This window comes from Mycobacterium shunyiense (assembly GCF_058270075.1).
In genome coordinates this window covers 24,216-38,755 of the sequence record NZ_JBZDPU010000006.1, presented here as the reverse complement: position 1 = coordinate 38,755, position 14,540 = coordinate 24,216, and the positions used below count along the sequence as shown (strand labels likewise).

17 protein-coding genes and 1 tRNA gene are annotated in these 14,540 nt (G+C 66.6%); 5 read left to right on the top strand and 13 right to left on the bottom strand.

Annotation, left to right across the window (positions count from 1 at the left end):
• Positions 1–627: 627 nt before the first annotated feature.
• Positions 628–2,787 (top strand): cellulase family glycosylhydrolase, encoded by a 2,160-nt coding sequence (locus tag AC4ELH_RS04625; RefSeq protein ID WP_498883423.1) that lies wholly within the window; start codon positions 628–630, stop codon positions 2,785–2,787.
• Positions 2,788–2,810: 23 nt separating this feature from the next.
• Here AC4ELH_RS04625 and AC4ELH_RS04620 read toward each other — a convergent pair whose 3' ends face one another.
• A complete protein-coding gene (locus AC4ELH_RS04620; protein ID WP_064885730.1) occupies positions 2,811–3,440 on the bottom strand; it encodes a nitroreductase family protein in 630 nt (209 codons plus the stop codon).
• Positions 3,441–3,608: 168 nt separating this feature from the next.
• Between AC4ELH_RS04620 and AC4ELH_RS04615 the strand changes: the two genes are divergently transcribed.
• Positions 3,609–4,355, top strand: coding sequence for a potassium channel family protein (locus AC4ELH_RS04615; RefSeq protein ID WP_498883422.1), 747 nt, complete (start codon positions 3,609–3,611; stop codon positions 4,353–4,355).
• 45 nt (positions 4,356–4,400) lie between these two features.
• On the opposite strand, the gene AC4ELH_RS04610 is transcribed toward AC4ELH_RS04615, so the two are convergent.
• Both AC4ELH_RS04610 and AC4ELH_RS04605 read right to left on the bottom strand, forming a co-directional pair.
• A tRNA-Leu gene (locus AC4ELH_RS04610) sits at positions 4,401–4,484 on the bottom strand.
• Between the two features lie 128 nt (positions 4,485–4,612).
• Complete coding sequence (locus AC4ELH_RS04605) at positions 4,613–5,311, bottom strand: DUF6882 domain-containing protein (protein WP_498883346.1); 699 nt, start codon at positions 5,309–5,311, stop codon at positions 4,613–4,615.
• A 79-nt stretch (positions 5,312–5,390) separates the two neighbouring features.
• Between AC4ELH_RS04605 and AC4ELH_RS04600 the strand changes: the two genes are divergently transcribed.
• Positions 5,391–5,771 (top strand): hypothetical protein, encoded by a 381-nt coding sequence (locus AC4ELH_RS04600; RefSeq protein ID WP_064961189.1) that lies wholly within the window; start codon positions 5,391–5,393, stop codon positions 5,769–5,771.
• Entirely contained in the window at positions 5,768–6,130 is a 363-nt protein-coding gene (locus AC4ELH_RS04595; protein ID WP_064885671.1) for a DUF3817 domain-containing protein, read from the top strand. The genes AC4ELH_RS04600 and AC4ELH_RS04595 overlap by 4 nt, the downstream gene beginning before the upstream one ends.
• 13 nt (positions 6,131–6,143) lie before the next feature.
• On the opposite strand, the gene AC4ELH_RS04590 is transcribed toward AC4ELH_RS04595, so the two are convergent.
• On the bottom strand, positions 6,144–6,596 hold the full coding sequence (locus AC4ELH_RS04590) for a MarR family winged helix-turn-helix transcriptional regulator (protein ID WP_498883345.1): 453 nt from the start codon (positions 6,594–6,596) through the stop codon (positions 6,144–6,146).
• Between the two features lie 105 nt (positions 6,597–6,701).
• Here AC4ELH_RS04590 and AC4ELH_RS04585 point away from each other — a divergent pair, with 105 nt between their 5' ends.
• Positions 6,702–7,877: a multidrug effflux MFS transporter gene (locus AC4ELH_RS04585; protein ID WP_498883344.1), complete on the top strand. Its 1,176-nt coding sequence runs from the start codon at positions 6,702–6,704 to the stop codon at positions 7,875–7,877.
• Positions 7,878–8,072: 195 nt separating this feature from the next.
• Here AC4ELH_RS04585 and rdgB read toward each other — a convergent pair whose 3' ends face one another.
• The 9 genes from rdgB to AC4ELH_RS04540 form a co-directional block, all read right to left on the bottom strand.
• Complete coding sequence (rdgB, locus tag AC4ELH_RS04580) at positions 8,073–8,678, bottom strand: RdgB/HAM1 family non-canonical purine NTP pyrophosphatase (protein ID WP_498883343.1); 606 nt, start codon at positions 8,676–8,678, stop codon at positions 8,073–8,075.
• Positions 8,679–9,458 (bottom strand): ribonuclease PH, encoded by a 780-nt coding sequence (gene rph / locus AC4ELH_RS04575; RefSeq protein ID WP_055116103.1) that lies wholly within the window; start codon positions 9,456–9,458, stop codon positions 8,679–8,681.
• 17 nt (positions 9,459–9,475) lie between these two features.
• The gene (locus AC4ELH_RS04570) at positions 9,476–10,243 is read right to left on the bottom strand and encodes a cyclic nucleotide-degrading phosphodiesterase (protein WP_064885679.1); all 768 of its coding nucleotides are present in this window, start codon (positions 10,241–10,243) and stop codon (positions 9,476–9,478) included.
• Between the two features lie 64 nt (positions 10,244–10,307).
• Positions 10,308–11,132, bottom strand: coding sequence for a glutamate racemase (murI, locus tag AC4ELH_RS04565; RefSeq protein WP_055116107.1), 825 nt, complete (start codon positions 11,130–11,132; stop codon positions 10,308–10,310).
• 4 nt (positions 11,133–11,136) lie between these two features.
• Positions 11,137–11,802: a rhomboid family intramembrane serine protease gene (locus AC4ELH_RS04560; RefSeq protein ID WP_498883342.1), complete on the bottom strand. Its 666-nt coding sequence runs from the start codon at positions 11,800–11,802 to the stop codon at positions 11,137–11,139.
• 10 nt (positions 11,803–11,812) lie between these two features.
• Complete coding sequence (locus AC4ELH_RS04555) at positions 11,813–12,784, bottom strand: cysteine synthase (RefSeq protein WP_498883341.1); 972 nt, start codon at positions 12,782–12,784, stop codon at positions 11,813–11,815.
• 2 nt (positions 12,785–12,786) lie between these two features.
• Positions 12,787–13,059, bottom strand: coding sequence for a MoaD/ThiS family protein (locus AC4ELH_RS04550; RefSeq protein WP_498883421.1), 273 nt, complete (start codon positions 13,057–13,059; stop codon positions 12,787–12,789).
• 20 nt (positions 13,060–13,079) lie between these two features.
• The gene (locus AC4ELH_RS04545) at positions 13,080–13,496 is read right to left on the bottom strand and encodes a M67 family metallopeptidase (RefSeq protein WP_064885687.1); all 417 of its coding nucleotides are present in this window, start codon (positions 13,494–13,496) and stop codon (positions 13,080–13,082) included.
• A gap of 4 nt (positions 13,497–13,500) precedes the next feature.
• Complete coding sequence (locus AC4ELH_RS04540; RefSeq protein WP_064885689.1) at positions 13,501–14,535, bottom strand: P1 family peptidase; 1,035 nt, start codon at positions 14,533–14,535, stop codon at positions 13,501–13,503.
• Between the last annotated feature and the right edge of the window lie 5 nt (positions 14,536–14,540).

Here is a 14,540-nt window from a genome sequence, read left to right as displayed (position 1 = left end):
ATCGCGTTAGGGGTCGGCGTGGCCATGACCTCGGGAATCGGGGCGGCATGGGCCGACCCCCACGGCTCGACAACAAGCGATTCATCCGCCGGCTCGACGAGTAGTCGCGCCGGCGGCACCACAGGTGCGGGTGCCGCAGATCCCGGTCCGCGAGTCCGGATCAAACGCGCCGAAGATCAGGCGTCGCGCACCCTCACCGGGCTCACGCACGAGCTGCAGAACCGTGTACAAGCAGCCTCCGGCAAGAGCAAGCACGCCACGGCGACGACGCCGAAAAAGAAGAAGACCACCGGCCGGCCCTCGACTGAGTCTTCGGCTCCGAGAACCGCAACCCGGCCTGACGCCCCGCGCGCCGAGGTGGCACCGAACACGGCAACGCCCACTGCGACCGACACACCCAAGCCTGCGTCGCGCATGAAGGCCCCCGCACCGACGCAGGCCGCTGCCCCGGCCGGCACCGCAGAACCCGTGACGAAGCCACTGACGACGACAACACCGACCACCACGCCCCCGCACGATCCGATCAGGGCCGTCGCAACGGCGATCTCGCACTTGTTCGCGGCGGTGAACAGCCCGGCCGTCGGCAACACCCCGACCGCCCCGGCCGACCCCCCACTGTCCTGGGTGATGCTGGCGGCAGCACGTCGCGAGCTCTCCGGTTCCTCAACTTCGGCGAAAACTGTTGCTGCCAAGGCACAGCCGGCCCCCACTGATGCAACCGCATGGTTCCAGCAGGCCGTGTACACACCGGTGCACGATGGTATCCAGAACTGGATCGACAGTGACCTGGGTCGGCAGGTCGACGGCGCCATCAACACCGTGGCCGGGTCCTACGTCATCGGCAACGGTGCCGACGGAACCGCCGCCAATCCCGACGGCGGCGCCGGCGGATGGCTGCTGGGTGACGGAGGAGACGGCTGGAGCAGCACGGCCGCAGGTGTCGGCGGCGGCAACGGCGGCACGGCCGGCTTCCTGGGCGACGGCGGGAGAGGCGGTGACGGAGGCGCCGGCAGCGACGGCGGGACCGGCGGCACCGGCGGATTCCTGATGGGCCTGGGTGGTGCCGGCGGCGATGGTGGCGACGGCGTCGCGGGCGGCGCCGGTGGTGCCGGCGGCGAAGGTGGTTCGGCTACCGGTTTGGCGTTCGGTATCGGGGGCGCCGGCGGCGATGGAGGCAGCGGCACCGACGGAGGCCGGGGTGGTGACGGCGGCGACGGCGCGGCCCTGCTGGGTAGCGGCGGTGACGGCGGGGATGCAGGTGACGGCGGAATCGGTGGCGCTTCAACACGACTCGCAGCATTGGGTGGAGCGGGCGGCAACGGCGGCCTGTTCGGCGAGCACGGAACGGTCGGCCACTACGGGACCCGGGCCGACACGCCGGCAAGTGGCGACACCTCACTCGGCACCACCGGCAAGTGGATCACCGACAGCGAGGGCAGGGTCGTCATTCTGCACGGGGTCAACATGGTCTACAAGGTGCCGCCGTACGAGCCGTCCGCGTCCGGATTCAGCGACGACGACGCACAGTTCTTGGCGGACAACGGTTTCAACGTGGTGCGGCTCGGCATCAACTGGGCTGCCGTGGAACCCGAACCCGGCGTCTACGACGACGAATACCTGGCCTCGATCCAGCAGACCGTGCAGACGCTGAACGCCCATGGCGTCTACGTCATCCTCGACATGCACCAGGACACGTACGGGACCACATTCGGCGGTGAGGGCGCGCCCGAGTGGGCGACCCAGACCGGCGGACTTCCCAACCCCATTCTGGGCTTTCCGCTCACCCAGTTCCTCAACCCGGCCGAACAGCACGCCTGGGATGCGTTCTGGTCCAACTCCGCAGCATCCGATGGAGTCGGTCTGGAGAACCACTACGCCCAGACCTGGCAGCACGTGGCGTACTACTTCAAGGACGAGCCCGGCGTCGTCGGCTACGAGATCATGAACGAGCCATACCCGGGCGCCTCCCAGATGCTGCCAACCATGTTCGGCAGCCCGTTCTTCTCAGCTCAGCAGCTGACCCCGTTCTACAACCAGGTGGATGCCGCGATCCGGTCCGCCGATCCGAACACGACGGTGTACTTCGAACCCGACGCCGACACCAATCTGGGCTTCCCCGTGTACCTCGGGACCATTGACGACCCGAACAGCGTCCTGTCGTATCACGCCTACGACTATGTCTCGCTGGGGCCGCTGGGCTCCTTCCCGAACGCCCAACTGATCTCCGACAATGCACAGGCTTACGCGGCGGCCCATGGCATCCCGGCATTCATGAGCGAGTTCGGCGGCAGTTCGGACAGCGCACGCATCATCGGATCCATGGATCCCGCAGACCAGCACATGTTCGGCTGGACCGAGTGGAGCTACACGGGCGTCGGCGACATCACGACCTTCGCTCCCCCGGAGGAAGAGGCGCTGGTGTACGACCCGAGCCTGCCGCCGGAAGGTGACAACGTCAACACCGCGAACCTGAAGACGCTCGCGCAACCGTATCCGCAGGTCACATCCGGTACCCCGCAGTCATGGTCGTTCGACGACGGCGCGTTCGACTACACCTACTCCACCCAAAGAGCCGACGGCACAGGAAACTTCGCCGCGGGATCGGAAACCACGATCGCGACCCCTGCCGTCCAGTTCCCCAACGGCTATCAGGTGACGGTCACCGGAGGCCACGTCGTCTCTGCCCCCAACGCCACCAAGTTGGTGATCGCGTCGGATGAAGGCGCAAGCGAGGTTCACGTCGTCGTCACCGCCAACCCCGACGGGTCCGCGGTGACGACGGTGTAATCCGCGCCGGCCGGTCGCGCTGCCTACAGAAACGCTCTATTGCCGTAGCGATCGAGCGAGACGAATTCTCCGACCGGCCGACGTGTCGTCGGCCCGTACTTGCCCTTGGGCCAGCCCAGCGGGATGACCGCACACGGAGTGACGTTCCACGGCAGGCCCAGAGCGCGCCGCGCCAACAGCTTGCTCCACAACGGCAGGGTGATCAGCGCCGCGCCCAACCCGGCTGCGCGTGCCGCCAGCAAGAGGTTCTGCACCGCGGGGAAAATTGAACCGTAGGCGCTGCTCACCGCCACCGATGGCCACAGCGGAATGACACCCTTCAGGCAGGCGACGACCACGACGGGGATCTCGTCGAAATGATCTGCCTGCCATTGCACCGCCTTCTCTATCCGGAGCATCTGGTCATTCATATTGCGCACAACGAAGCGCTTGTAGATCGGTCCGCCGAACTTCAAGGCTCGGCGATTCAATCGGCCGAGTTTCGCGACGACTTCGCGGTCCTTGACGACGATGAACTCCCAGTTCTGAGCGTTCGAGCCCGTCGGCGCCTTCATCGCGAGTTCCAGAATGTGAAGCAGAAGTGTGTCATCGATGGGATCAACCTTGAGTCGGCGGATCGCCCGTTGAGTACGCATCGCCTCTTCGAGTGGCATGGCCAAAGCCTCGTGCTGCGTCATGGCCACAATTTCAACATGGCCAGTCACCTCAGAAGCCATTCTCGGAAGAAGGCTCACTCCGTTGTCGGCGCGCAACTCTTCGGCCTGATCTACGGGGTTGCCTGACCTAGCCGCGGATTTGTGCCGCACACTTTTGCGGTGACCATGCAACAGCGCCTCGACAGGTGGGAGGCACGTGCCGAGTGGCCGCTGGCCTCGGTGGCCGCGGTGTTTCTCGCCGCATACTCGGTGGAGGTGCTGGTGCAGCCGCACGGGTTGGCCGCGCGGGCCGTCGAGCTGGCGACTCTGATCACCTGGGCCGTGTTCACCGTGGACTATGTGGCCCGGCTGTACCTGGCTGACGACCGCAAGCACTGGTTCCGGACCCATCTGGTCGACCTGGCGATCGTGGTGTTGCCCTTGCTGCGGCCACTGCGACTGTTGCGCCTCATCGTGCTGATCGGTGTGCTTCAGAAAGCTGTCGGCCACGCGATCCGTGGCAAGGTCATTCTGTACACGATCTCGGGCGCGATCCTGCTCGTGTACGTCGCATCGTTGGCTGTCCTCCAGACCGAACGCGACGCCCCTGATGCCCACATCACCAACTTCGGTGACGCGGTCTGGTGGGCGATCACGACCATCACGACCGTCGGCTACGGCGACATGTATCCGGTGACCACCACCGGGCGAGTCATCGCCGCGCTGCTGATGATCGGCGGGATCAGCCTGGTCGGCTCGATCACCGCGACGATCGCGTCGTGGATCGTGCAGACCGTGGCCGTCGACGACGCCGCCAGCGCAGCCGTGACGGCGGCCCACATCAATGACCTGCGCGCCGAGATCGCGTCGCTGCGGGACGAACTGAGTCGGGAGCCCACCGGCGAGGGCTCTGCAAGCGACCACCACCCGTGAAACCTGGTACCGCGTGCGGCACCGGGTATGAGACCGCCTGAAGAGTGCGGGCGGTGGGACTCGAACCCACACGCTCTCTCGAGCACCGGCACCTAAAGCCGGCATGTATGCCAATTTCATCACGCCCGCGGCGTGCCGATCTTACAGCCCGAAGCACAGCCAGATCTGTCGGAGGTCGCCGATACGTTTGATTCGTCGGCGGTCGAGAGAGACACAGCCGCCACCGCTCGCCTCGACGAGTTCATCGGCCCCAAGGTCTAATCGGACGGGCGCGCCTGACCAGACATGTCGATCAGCCTGTCCTGTTCGTCGAACCGGAACTCGGCATGGCCGTCGGGCAATGCGATCCGCAGGCCTTCCGGAATCTCGTCGACCTGGACCCCACGCACATCGCCCCATGCCCACACGCTGCGGGGCGCGACCGGTAACGCCTGTAACGCCTCTCCCACGCTGCGCATCAGCCGGGGCACGGTCGGCTCGGGCAACCGCAGCCGATCGTCCGCCAGCACAATTGCGCCGATGGTGGAGCCGTCGGCGTCGAAGGTGTAGGTGGGCAATTGCCCGAGAAGGAGCGCCGCTACCCCACCCATCCACCATGCGTACTCACGCGGCTCAGCTTCACCGAGTGGCACTTCCGCGTCACGCAACTCGGCGACTTCGTACTGCTCTCCGAAGTTACGGATCAGTGCGCTGCTCTCGACGATCGAGGGCGGGTAGGCGGAATTCGCCCATGCCCACAGCCAGGTACCAGGTCCCTGCGCCGCGGAGCCGAGCAGTTCAGCCCGAGCAACAAATGGGTCGGCACCGCTGGTCGAAGCCTTCGAGAACACGCCGGCGCTGAGATCGAGGCTCCAGTCCCCGTCATACGGCGAATTCTCGCCGATGAGGTCGGAGAGATGAGCTTGCGTTTCCGCTTGGACGATCGCAGCGTCGAGAAGCAGGTCATAGAGCAGCATCCGAAAAGCCTAAGTGGCGCTAACCACCCTTTCAGGCACGTATTTTCGACGCCCGTCACCCGCGCCGTACCATGGACGAATGTCCACTACACGGCGTAGGAGACCAGCCCTCATCGCGCTGGTGTGCCTTGGCGCCGCAGGCTGCCTGGCGCTGGCGTGGTGGCAGTGGACGCGTTACGAATCCGCCTCCGGCACCTTCCAGAATTTGGGCTACGCCCTGCAGTGGCCGATGTTCGCCGGGTTCTGTTTTTACGCCTATTACAAGTTTGTCCGCTACGAGGACGCCCCACCGGAACGGCCCAGCGGCGATGTCACCGAGATTCCCGCGGGGCTGCTGCCGGAGCGTCCCAAGGCCGCGGCCACCGATGCCGGCGACCACGAACTTTCCGAATACAACGCCTACCTCGCCGAGCTGGCCAAGTCCGACCAGCCCGAGAAGAAAGACAGGACCGATAGATGACCGCACCAGAACCGGGCGCCGAGGTCACGCCGGCGGTTTCGACTCCCAAGGAGACCCTCCGTAAGGCGCTCCTGGGCTACCGCGTGTTGGCCTGGACGACGGGCATCTGGCTCATCGCGCTGTGCTACGAGATGGTGCTCAAGTACATCGTGCAGGTGGACAATCCTCCGGGCTGGATCGGCATCGTGCACGGATGGGTGTACTTCATCTACCTGCTGTTCACGGCCAACCTCGCGGTCAAGGTCCGCTGGCCTATCGGCAAGACCATCGGTGTGCTGCTCGCCGGCACGATCCCGCTGTTGGGCATCATCGTCGAGCACTTCAATACCCTTGATCTCAAGAAGCGCTTCGAACTCTAGGATCTACTACCGGCTATGCCATCGAAGCGAGCCGCTGAAGTAACGGCCCGGCCTTGACCAAGGTCTCCACCTCCTCGTCGGTCATCTGAGCGAACTGCTCATGGACGGCGCCGGTCCAGGCCGCGTCGATCATCTTCTTGTGCTCGGCGGCCTTGGCCGTCAGGTGCAGCCGGATGCAGCGACGGTCGTGTTCGTCGGGAGCGCGATCGACCAAACCGCGCTCGACCAGTTTCCGCACCGTGGTGCTGACGTTGCTGGGCTGCAGCGCCAGCATTTTGGCGGCCTCGGAGACGCTGATCCCCGGGTGGTCACCCACCGTGCGGATGACCTCGAACTCCGAGTGCGGCAACGGTTCCAGGCCGACCTGCCTCTCACCGAACCGCCGTAGTGACCAGACCAGCGTCCGCAGCGCGGCTGCGGTGTCACGCACATCACGCATCGCCCTGGGTACTCGAGGGGCCGTCATATCAGCTATATTACATATAACTTTATATATAAATCTTTGATGTAAGGCTGCATGAGTACTCGAATCACAAATACCGAAACGCCACCTCAGACACCTGCGCTGCCAATGAGCTGGCTGGGTGTGCTGGCCCTGCTCACCGCCGTAGCCCCACTGTCGATCGACATGTACCTGCCCGCCTTCCCGGCGATGGCCGCCGAGTTCGGCACATCGGCCTCGGCCGTTCAGTTCACCCTCACCTCATTCATGGTCGGGCTGGCCAGCGGGCAGTTGATCATCGGTCCACTCTCGGACCGATTCGGCCGGCGCCCTCTGATGCTCGCCGGCACCTTCGTGTGCATCCTGGCCGGTGTGGCCTGCGCGGTGGCGCCAAACATCGCTGCGCTGACGGCATTCCGGTTCGTCCAGGGGTTCAGCGGTGCCGCCGGCGTGGTGCTGAGCCGCGCTGTGGTGGCCGATCGCGCCCATGGCGCCGTGGCGGCACGGGCCTTCAGCCTGATGATGATCATCAACGGCGCCGCACCGGTGCTGGCGCCGCTCATCGGTGGATCGCTGATGGGTGTGATCGGCTGGCGCGGAGTCTTCTGGATCCTTGCCGGGCTCGCCGTGGCGATGTTCATCGGCGTCGTCGCCGTACTCCCCGAGACCCACCCGAAGGACCGTCGTCACACCGGCGGCGTGAGCGCCATGCTCGGCGATGCCCGGTCGGTGCTGACCAATCGCGGCTACCTCGGCTACACACTGGCATTCGCGTTCAGCTTCACCGTGATGTTCGCCTACATCGCAGCTTCGCCGTTCGTGCTTCAGAACGTGCTCGGACTCTCCCCGCTGCACTATTCGTTCGCCTTTGCCGCGAACGCCGCGGGCATCGTGATCGTGAATGCCGTCAACGCCAGAATCGTCGGCCGATTCGGGCAGCACCGGCTGCTGCACCTCGGCGTCGGCCTGCTCGTCCTCTTTTCGGTCCTGTTGTTGGTGGACGCGATGCTCGGTCCGGTGCTGTGGGCGTCGCTGCTGCTGTTGTGGGGTGCGGTCGCGAGCCTCGGCCTGGTAGCCGCCAATGCGACATCGCTGGCACTCGATCAGGTCCGCCATGCGGCCGGCACCGGTTCTGCGGTATTGGGCGCGTTGCAGTTCGGCCTGGCGGCGGTGGTGTCACCGATCGTCGGGCTCGGCGGGGACCACACCGCGCTGCCCATGGCGGGTGCCATGTTGGTCTGTGCCTGCATCGGCGCTGGAGCACTGCTGCTGACCCGTCGGCGTCAGGTTGTTGCCGTCGATTGACCCGCTTTGTCACGCCAGCGTGGCCCCCGAGCTTCGGAGCCACTCCAGCGTGACACCGGCTGGGCCGCAGTCGATTCTGTGCACGCTAGCGTGACACTCGGGCGCGACAGCCACTCCAGCGTGACAAACGAGCAGCGTGACAAACGAGCAGGTGACAAACGAGCAGCGCGACGAACGCCCGCCGTGGCGAGCTGGCTAAGCCCCGGCCAGTTCCCGCAACGCCGGCACCAGCAACGCCAGCGCGCGGCCGCGATGCGATGCCGCGTCCTTCTCGGCGGGTGACAGCTCGGCGGCCGTCAACGTAGATCCCTCGGGCAGGAACACCGGGTCGTAGCCGAACCCGCCGTCGCCGCGGGGCTCGCGGATCACCGTTCCCGGCCACTCCCCGCGCACCACCGTCGAACCCGACGCAGACACCAGAGCACACGCGGACACGAACGCCGCGCCCCGCCGTTCATCGGGTACATCGGCCAGCTGCCCCAGGAGCAACGCAGTGTTGGCCGCGTCGTCGCCGTGAGAACCGGACCACCTCGCAGAAAGCACGCCCGGCATGCCGTTCAGGGCATCCACCGAGATACCGGAATCGTCTGCCACACAGGCCAATCCGGTGGCACGGAACCCGTCTCGCGCCTTGGCCAGAGCGTTGTCCTCGAAGGTCGCACCGGTTTCGGGCGCCTCGTCGAACGGGGCGACATCGGCCAGGGACACCAGGTCCAGCCCGGTGATCCCGGCGGCATCCAGTACCCGCCGTAACTCGGCCAGCTTCTTGGCGTTGCGGCTGGCCACCAACAGCTCAGGCACTCAGCTTCCGAACGACTTCTTGGGAGCGGGCCCTTCCGGCAACACACCCGGATACGGCAATTCCAGTGCCTCGCGCTGGACCACGAACAACTGCTCGCAACCCGCCAGCGCGGCATCGAGCATCTTGTCCAGGGTTGAGCGCGGGAACGTCGCACCCTCGCCGGTGCCCTGGATCTCCACCAGGGTGCCGGTGTCGGTGGCGACGACGTTCATGTCCACCTCGGCGCGCGAGTCCTCGGTGTAGGGCAGGTCCAGACGCACTCGACCGTCGACCACGCCCACCGACACCGCCGCGATGGCGCAGGACAGCGGACGCGGATCGGAAAGGCGCCCGGCCGCAGCCAGATACGTGACCGCATCGGACAGCGCCACGTACGCGCCGGTGATGGCAGCGGTGCGGGTACCGCCGTCGGCCTGCAGTACGTCGCAGTCGATCGCGATGGTGTTCTCCCCCAGCGCACCGAGGTCGATGCACGCGCGCAGTGACCGCCCGACCAGGCGGCTGATCTCCTGGGTCCGACCGCCGACGCGCCCCTTGACCGATTCCCGGTCGGAACGGTCGTGGGTGGCGGCGGGCAACATGGCGTACTCCGCGGTCAGCCAGCCCTGCCCGGAACCCTTACGCCAGCGCGGCACCCCTTCGGTGACCGAGGCGGTGCACATGACACGGGTCTGGCCGAACTCCACCAGCACCGATCCGGCGGGATGCGATGTGAATCCGCGGGTGATGGTTACCGGGCGCAGTTCGTCGTCGAGACGACCGTCTTCTCGCTTGGACACCCGCCAACCCTAGCGGGTCACCGCCGGGTGACGTCGAAGGTCTCGCCGCTGAGCACAGCATGCACCGGGCCGTCGAACTCGGCCTTGGCCTCGCTGATCACATCCTCGCGCGACGTCCACGGCGGAATGTGAGTGAGCAGCAGCTCACCGACGCCGGCTTCGGCGGCCGCGCGCCCTGCCTCGGTTCCCGACAGGTGCAGGTGCGGCGGACGGGACGGATCGTGTGTCCACGATGCCTCACACAGGAAGACATCGGCCCCGCGGGCCAGTTCGACGAGCGCGTCGCAGTACCCCGTGTCGCCGCTGTAGACCAGGGTCGCCCCGGACGGATCGGTGAAGCGCATGCCGAAGGATTCGGTCGGGTGGCACACCAGCCGGGGAGTCACGTTGAGTGTGCCCAACTGCACCGTGGTGCCGTCCTCCCAGTTGCGCACCTCGAAGATGTCGGTGAAGTCGTCGATCTCCCCGCCCTCGGGCGAAGAGGCCGCACCGAGGCGGGCCCAGGTGTTGACCGGCCCGTACATCAGACCGCGCTCGGTGGCCGGGATCGGGTGATAACGCCGCCACACGAACAAGCCGGGCAGATCCAGACAGTGGTCGGCATGCAGATGGGACAGCAACACATTGACCGAATTCGGATCGGCGTAGCGCTGCAGCGCACCCAGGACGCCCCCGCCGAAGTCGACGACCATCGGAGTCGTGTCAGGTGCGGTGACGAGATAGCCGGAGGCTGCCGAATCCGGGCCGACAACGCTGCCGGAGCATCCCAGGATGGTCAATCGCACAGTGTCTAGCTTGCCATGCTTGCTGTGCGCGTTGCCAAAACATCGCCGGTTTGGGCGACGGAGATCATTTTCCGGCCCCCACGTGACGCCGCACCTGCCGCGCCCCGTCCAGCCCCGGCCCCAGGAATCGGGCGGCCAGCGTGGTGAACGCCTCGGGATCGCCGGTGGCCTCGAACACCCGTCGGGCCGGGCCGGATTCGTGCGGCTTCAGCAAATCGAGCTCCGTGAGCACCCGGAGCAGGTCCTTGGCGGTCTCCTCGGCCGAGGACACCAGCGTGACGTTGTCGCCCATGGCCAACTGGATCAGACCGGACAGCATCGGGTAGTGCGTGCACCCCAACACCAGGGTGTCCACCTCAGCGCGCTGCAGCGGTTCGAGATACCCCTCGGCCAGACCCAGCACCTGGCGACCGCTGGTTACCCCGCGCTCGACGAAGTCGACGAACCGCGGACAGGCCACCCCGAACACCTCGGTGTCACGCGCCGCGGCGAACGCATCCTGATAGGCGCCCGAGGCGATGGTGGCGGCCGTGCCGATCACACCGATGCGTCCGTTGCGGGTCGCGGCCACCGCACGCCGGACCGCGGGCAGGATCACTTCGACCACCGGCACCGGTGAGTAGCGCTCGCGTGCGTCGCGCAGGCACGCCGAGGACGCGGTGTTACAGGCGATCACCAGAGCCTTCACGCCGCGGGCCACCAGGTCGTCACCGATGGCCAGGGAGTGGGCCCGGATCTCGGGGATGGTCAGCGGCCCGTAGGGGCCGTTGCCCGTGTCACCGACGTAGATGATGTCCTCGTCGGGCAGTTGGTCGATGATCGCGCGGGCCACGGTCAGCCCACCGACGCCGGAGTCGAAGATGCCGACGGGTGCGAGTGGGTCGTTCATATGGTCATGCACTCAGACGCGGCTGGACGGAATTCTTCTTCGCTTCCCGCGCCTTACGTTCCGGTCCGGACAGCAGATAGGCGGCGACGATACCGGCAAGTGCTCCACTGAGGTGGCCCTGCCAGGAAACCCCCGCATTACCCGGCAGCACTCCGAACAGCACACCGCCGTAGACGAACAGCACGACGACACCGATCACGATCTCCCACACCTTGCGCGTGAAGAATCCGAAGACGATCAGGAATGCCAGCCAGCCGAAGATCAAGCCGGACGCGCCGATGTGAGTGCTCGTGCACTGCGCGGTCACATAGGGACAGTGCAGGCCGATGTTGCCGATCAGCCACGTGCCGAAGCCGCCGAGTATCCAGATGATCGCCGTCGCTGCGATGAATCGCCCCATCCCGGCCAACGTCATGAGAAAACCGAGCACCAGCGCGGGCACGGTGTTGGCGATCAGGTGCGGCCAGCCGCCGTGCAGCAGGGGCGCCCACAGGATCCCCCACAGGCCGTCGGTCTGCAGCGGCCGGATGCCGTCCTGGTCCAGCCGATGACCCATGGCGGTGTCGACGATCTCGATCACGTACAACAGCGCCACGAAGCTGACGATCGTCACGCCGCCGACGATCCACGCCGGGCGTCTTTTCGGTGCGTTCGAAGGGAGGTTCGTCATTCCTGCCCGCTCACGCCCATAGCTGCCCTTCCAACGCATCCTCTGCGTCATCAAGGCTACCGGCGTAGGCACCGGTCGACAGATACTTCCAACCGGCGTCGGCGACCACGAACGCGATGTCCGCGCGCTCGCCCGCCTTGATCGCCTTGGCCGCCATCCCCAGCGCGGCGTGCAGGACCGCGCCGGTGGAGATGCCGGCGAAAATGCCTTCGCGGGTCACCAGATCACGGGTGCGCTTCACCGCGTCGTACGAGCCCACCGAGAACCGTGTGGTCAGCACGTCGGCGTCGTACAGCTCAGGGATGAACCCCTCGTCGATGTTGCGCAGCGCGTACACGCCCTCGCCGTAGCGCGGTTCGGCGGCCACGATCTGCACACCCCGCACGTTCTCGCGCAGGAATCGGCCGGTACCCATCAGGGTGCCGGTGGTACCGAGCCCGGCGACGAAGTGGGTGATCTCGGGCAGGTCGGCCAACAGCTCGGGACCGGTGCCGTAGTAGTGCGCATCGGAGTTGGCCGGGTTGCCGTACTGATACAGCATCACCCATGAAGGGTTTTCCGCCGCAAGCTCTTTCGCTGTCGCCACCGCGGTGTTGGAGCCGCCTTCGGCCGCGCTGAAGATGATCCTCGCGCCGTAGAGTTCCAGGATCTGACGCCGCTCGATTGAGGTGTTCTCGGGCATCACACAGATCATGTTGTAGCCCTTGAGCATCGCGGCCATGGCCAGCGAGATGCCGGTGTTGCCGCTGGTGGGCTCCAGGATGGTGGCGCCCGGGCTCAGCAAGCCGTCGCGCTCGGCCTGCTCGATCATGCGCAGCGCGGGCCGGTCCTTGATCGACCCGGTCGGGTTGCGGTCCTCGAGCTTTGCCCACAACCGCACGTGCGGCCCGTCCTCACCATCGTCCCAACGCGGCGAGAGGTTCTGCAGCCCGACCAGCGGGGTATTGCCGAGCGCCTGCAGCAGTGAGTCGTGCCGGGTCATTGTTATCCGCCGGCGACCGCGGGCAGGATGGTGACCGAATCACCATCCGACAGCGTCGTATCCAGACCACCGGAGAACCGCACGTCCTCGTCGTTGACGTAGATGTTGACGAAACGGTGCAGCTTGCCGTTATCGACCAACCGGTCCGAGATGCCGGAGTAGTTGGCCTCCAGGTCGCTGATCACGGCCGACAGGGTGTCGCCGGACGCGCTGACGCGTTTCTGTCCGCCGGTGTGCGGTCGCAGGATGGTCGGGATCGAGACGGTTACAGAAATGGGCTCGGCCATGGCGCTCCTTAGTTGTACTGCTCGACGATGTCGACGGGTTCCTCGGTGACGACGCCGTCGATGATGCGATAGCTGCGCAGTTCATGCTCGTCGGGGTCGCGGGTGGACACCAATACGTAGTGGGCGTCGGGTTCGGAGGCCAACGACGTGTCGGTGCGGCTCGGATATGCCTCGGTCGCGGTGTGCGAGTGGTAGATGACGACGGGCACTTCATCGGCATCGTCCATCCCGCGCCACACCTTGAGCTGCTCGCCCGAATCGAATCGGTAGAACGTCGGCGAACGCTCGGCGTTGGCCATCGCGATGAAGCGCTCGGGCCGATCGGAGCCTTCCGGCCCGGCGATCACTCCACACGCCTCGTCAGGATGGTCGGCGCGGGCATGCGCCACCATGGCCTCGACGAGATCCCGGCGGATCACCAGCACTTGATCACTCCCATTCCTTCACAGCGAACGCTCCCGGCAACATGCCACGGTAGGTCGGTATTCCGGCCACCGGCTCGGCAGCCAGCAGCCCGACCATTACCGCGCGGGCCAGCACGTCGGCCGCGGCAGCCCCGACCTTGGTCACCAACGCCGTTTCCGGTGACATCGCCACCGGGGTCTTTTCGTCCGGTTCGACGGTCACCGCACCCGTCGCCAGCGCAAACACCGTATCGCCATCGATCGGGGTGTGACACGGCTGGATGGTCCGGGCCAATCCATCGTGGGCGGCGACCGCCACCCGGCGGCACCCGGCGGGGCTCAGCGCCGCATCGGTGGCGACCACCGCGATCGTGGTGTTCAACGCGCTCAACTCGGTGTGATGGTCGGCGTAGGCCGCGAGTTGGTCGGCGGGCGGGGCGGTCAGCCCGAACTCTTCGATAAGCCCCGCCATCCACGGCAGACCGGTGGCCGGGTCGACCACGTCACCGGCGGCGTTGAGCACGACCAGGGCACCGACCGTCACGCCGCAGTCCAGCGTCACCGAGGCGGTGCCCACACCGCCCTTGAGCACTCCGGCGCGGGCGCCGACCCCGCCGCCGACGGTGCCCAGGGCGAACTCGGTGGAGGCAGCCGCGGCCGCCGCATATCCGAAGTCGGCGGTCGGCCGGTTCGCCCAGCCGCCCACCGGCAGATCGAAGATCACCGCGGCGGGCACGATCGGCACCACGCCGCCGTCCATCGCCACCCCGCGGCCCTGCTCCTCCAGCCAGGTCATCACGCCGTCTGCGGCGGCCAGCCCGTAGGCGCTGCCGCCGGTCAGCACCACGGCGTCGACATGGCGCACGGTGTTGATCGGGTCCAGGAGGTCGGTCTCGCGGGTGCCCGGGGCGCCCCCGCGCCCGTCGACGGCACCGACGGTTCCCGGCGGGGCCAGCACCACGGTCGACCCCGAGGCCCAACCCGAGCCCAGCGACACATCCGGATCGATGCGGTGATGGTGGCCGACCAGAATGCCGCCGACGTCGGTGATCGAGCCCATCTGGT

Coding starts and splice junctions, on each gene's coding strand:
- AC4ELH_RS04615 (WP_498883422.1), top strand. CDS start 3,609: ATGCAACAGCGCCTCGACAGGTGGGAGGCACGTGCCGAGTGGCCGCTG.
- AC4ELH_RS04555 (WP_498883341.1), bottom strand. CDS start 12,784: ATGACCCGGCACGACTCACTGCTGCAGGCGCTCGGCAATACCCCGCTG.
- AC4ELH_RS04590 (WP_498883345.1), bottom strand. CDS start 6,596: ATGACGGCCCCTCGAGTACCCAGGGCGATGCGTGATGTGCGTGACACC.
- murI (WP_055116107.1), bottom strand. CDS start 11,132: ATGAACGACCCACTCGCACCCGTCGGCATCTTCGACTCCGGCGTCGGT.
- AC4ELH_RS04600 (WP_064961189.1), top strand. CDS start 5,391: ATGTCCACTACACGGCGTAGGAGACCAGCCCTCATCGCGCTGGTGTGC.
- AC4ELH_RS04625 (WP_498883423.1), top strand. CDS start 628: ATGCTGGCGGCAGCACGTCGCGAGCTCTCCGGTTCCTCAACTTCGGCG.
- AC4ELH_RS04560 (WP_498883342.1), bottom strand. CDS start 11,802: ATGACGAACCTCCCTTCGAACGCACCGAAAAGACGCCCGGCGTGGATC.
- AC4ELH_RS04605 (WP_498883346.1), bottom strand. CDS start 5,311: ATGCTGCTCTATGACCTGCTTCTCGACGCTGCGATCGTCCAAGCGGAA.
- AC4ELH_RS04595 (WP_064885671.1), top strand. CDS start 5,768: ATGACCGCACCAGAACCGGGCGCCGAGGTCACGCCGGCGGTTTCGACT.
- AC4ELH_RS04620 (WP_064885730.1), bottom strand. CDS start 3,440: ATGCCACTCGAAGAGGCGATGCGTACTCAACGGGCGATCCGCCGACTC.
- AC4ELH_RS04585 (WP_498883344.1), top strand. CDS start 6,702: ATGAGCTGGCTGGGTGTGCTGGCCCTGCTCACCGCCGTAGCCCCACTG.
- AC4ELH_RS04540 (WP_064885689.1), bottom strand. CDS start 14,535: ATGGGCTCGATCACCGACGTCGGCGGCATTCTGGTCGGCCACCATCAC.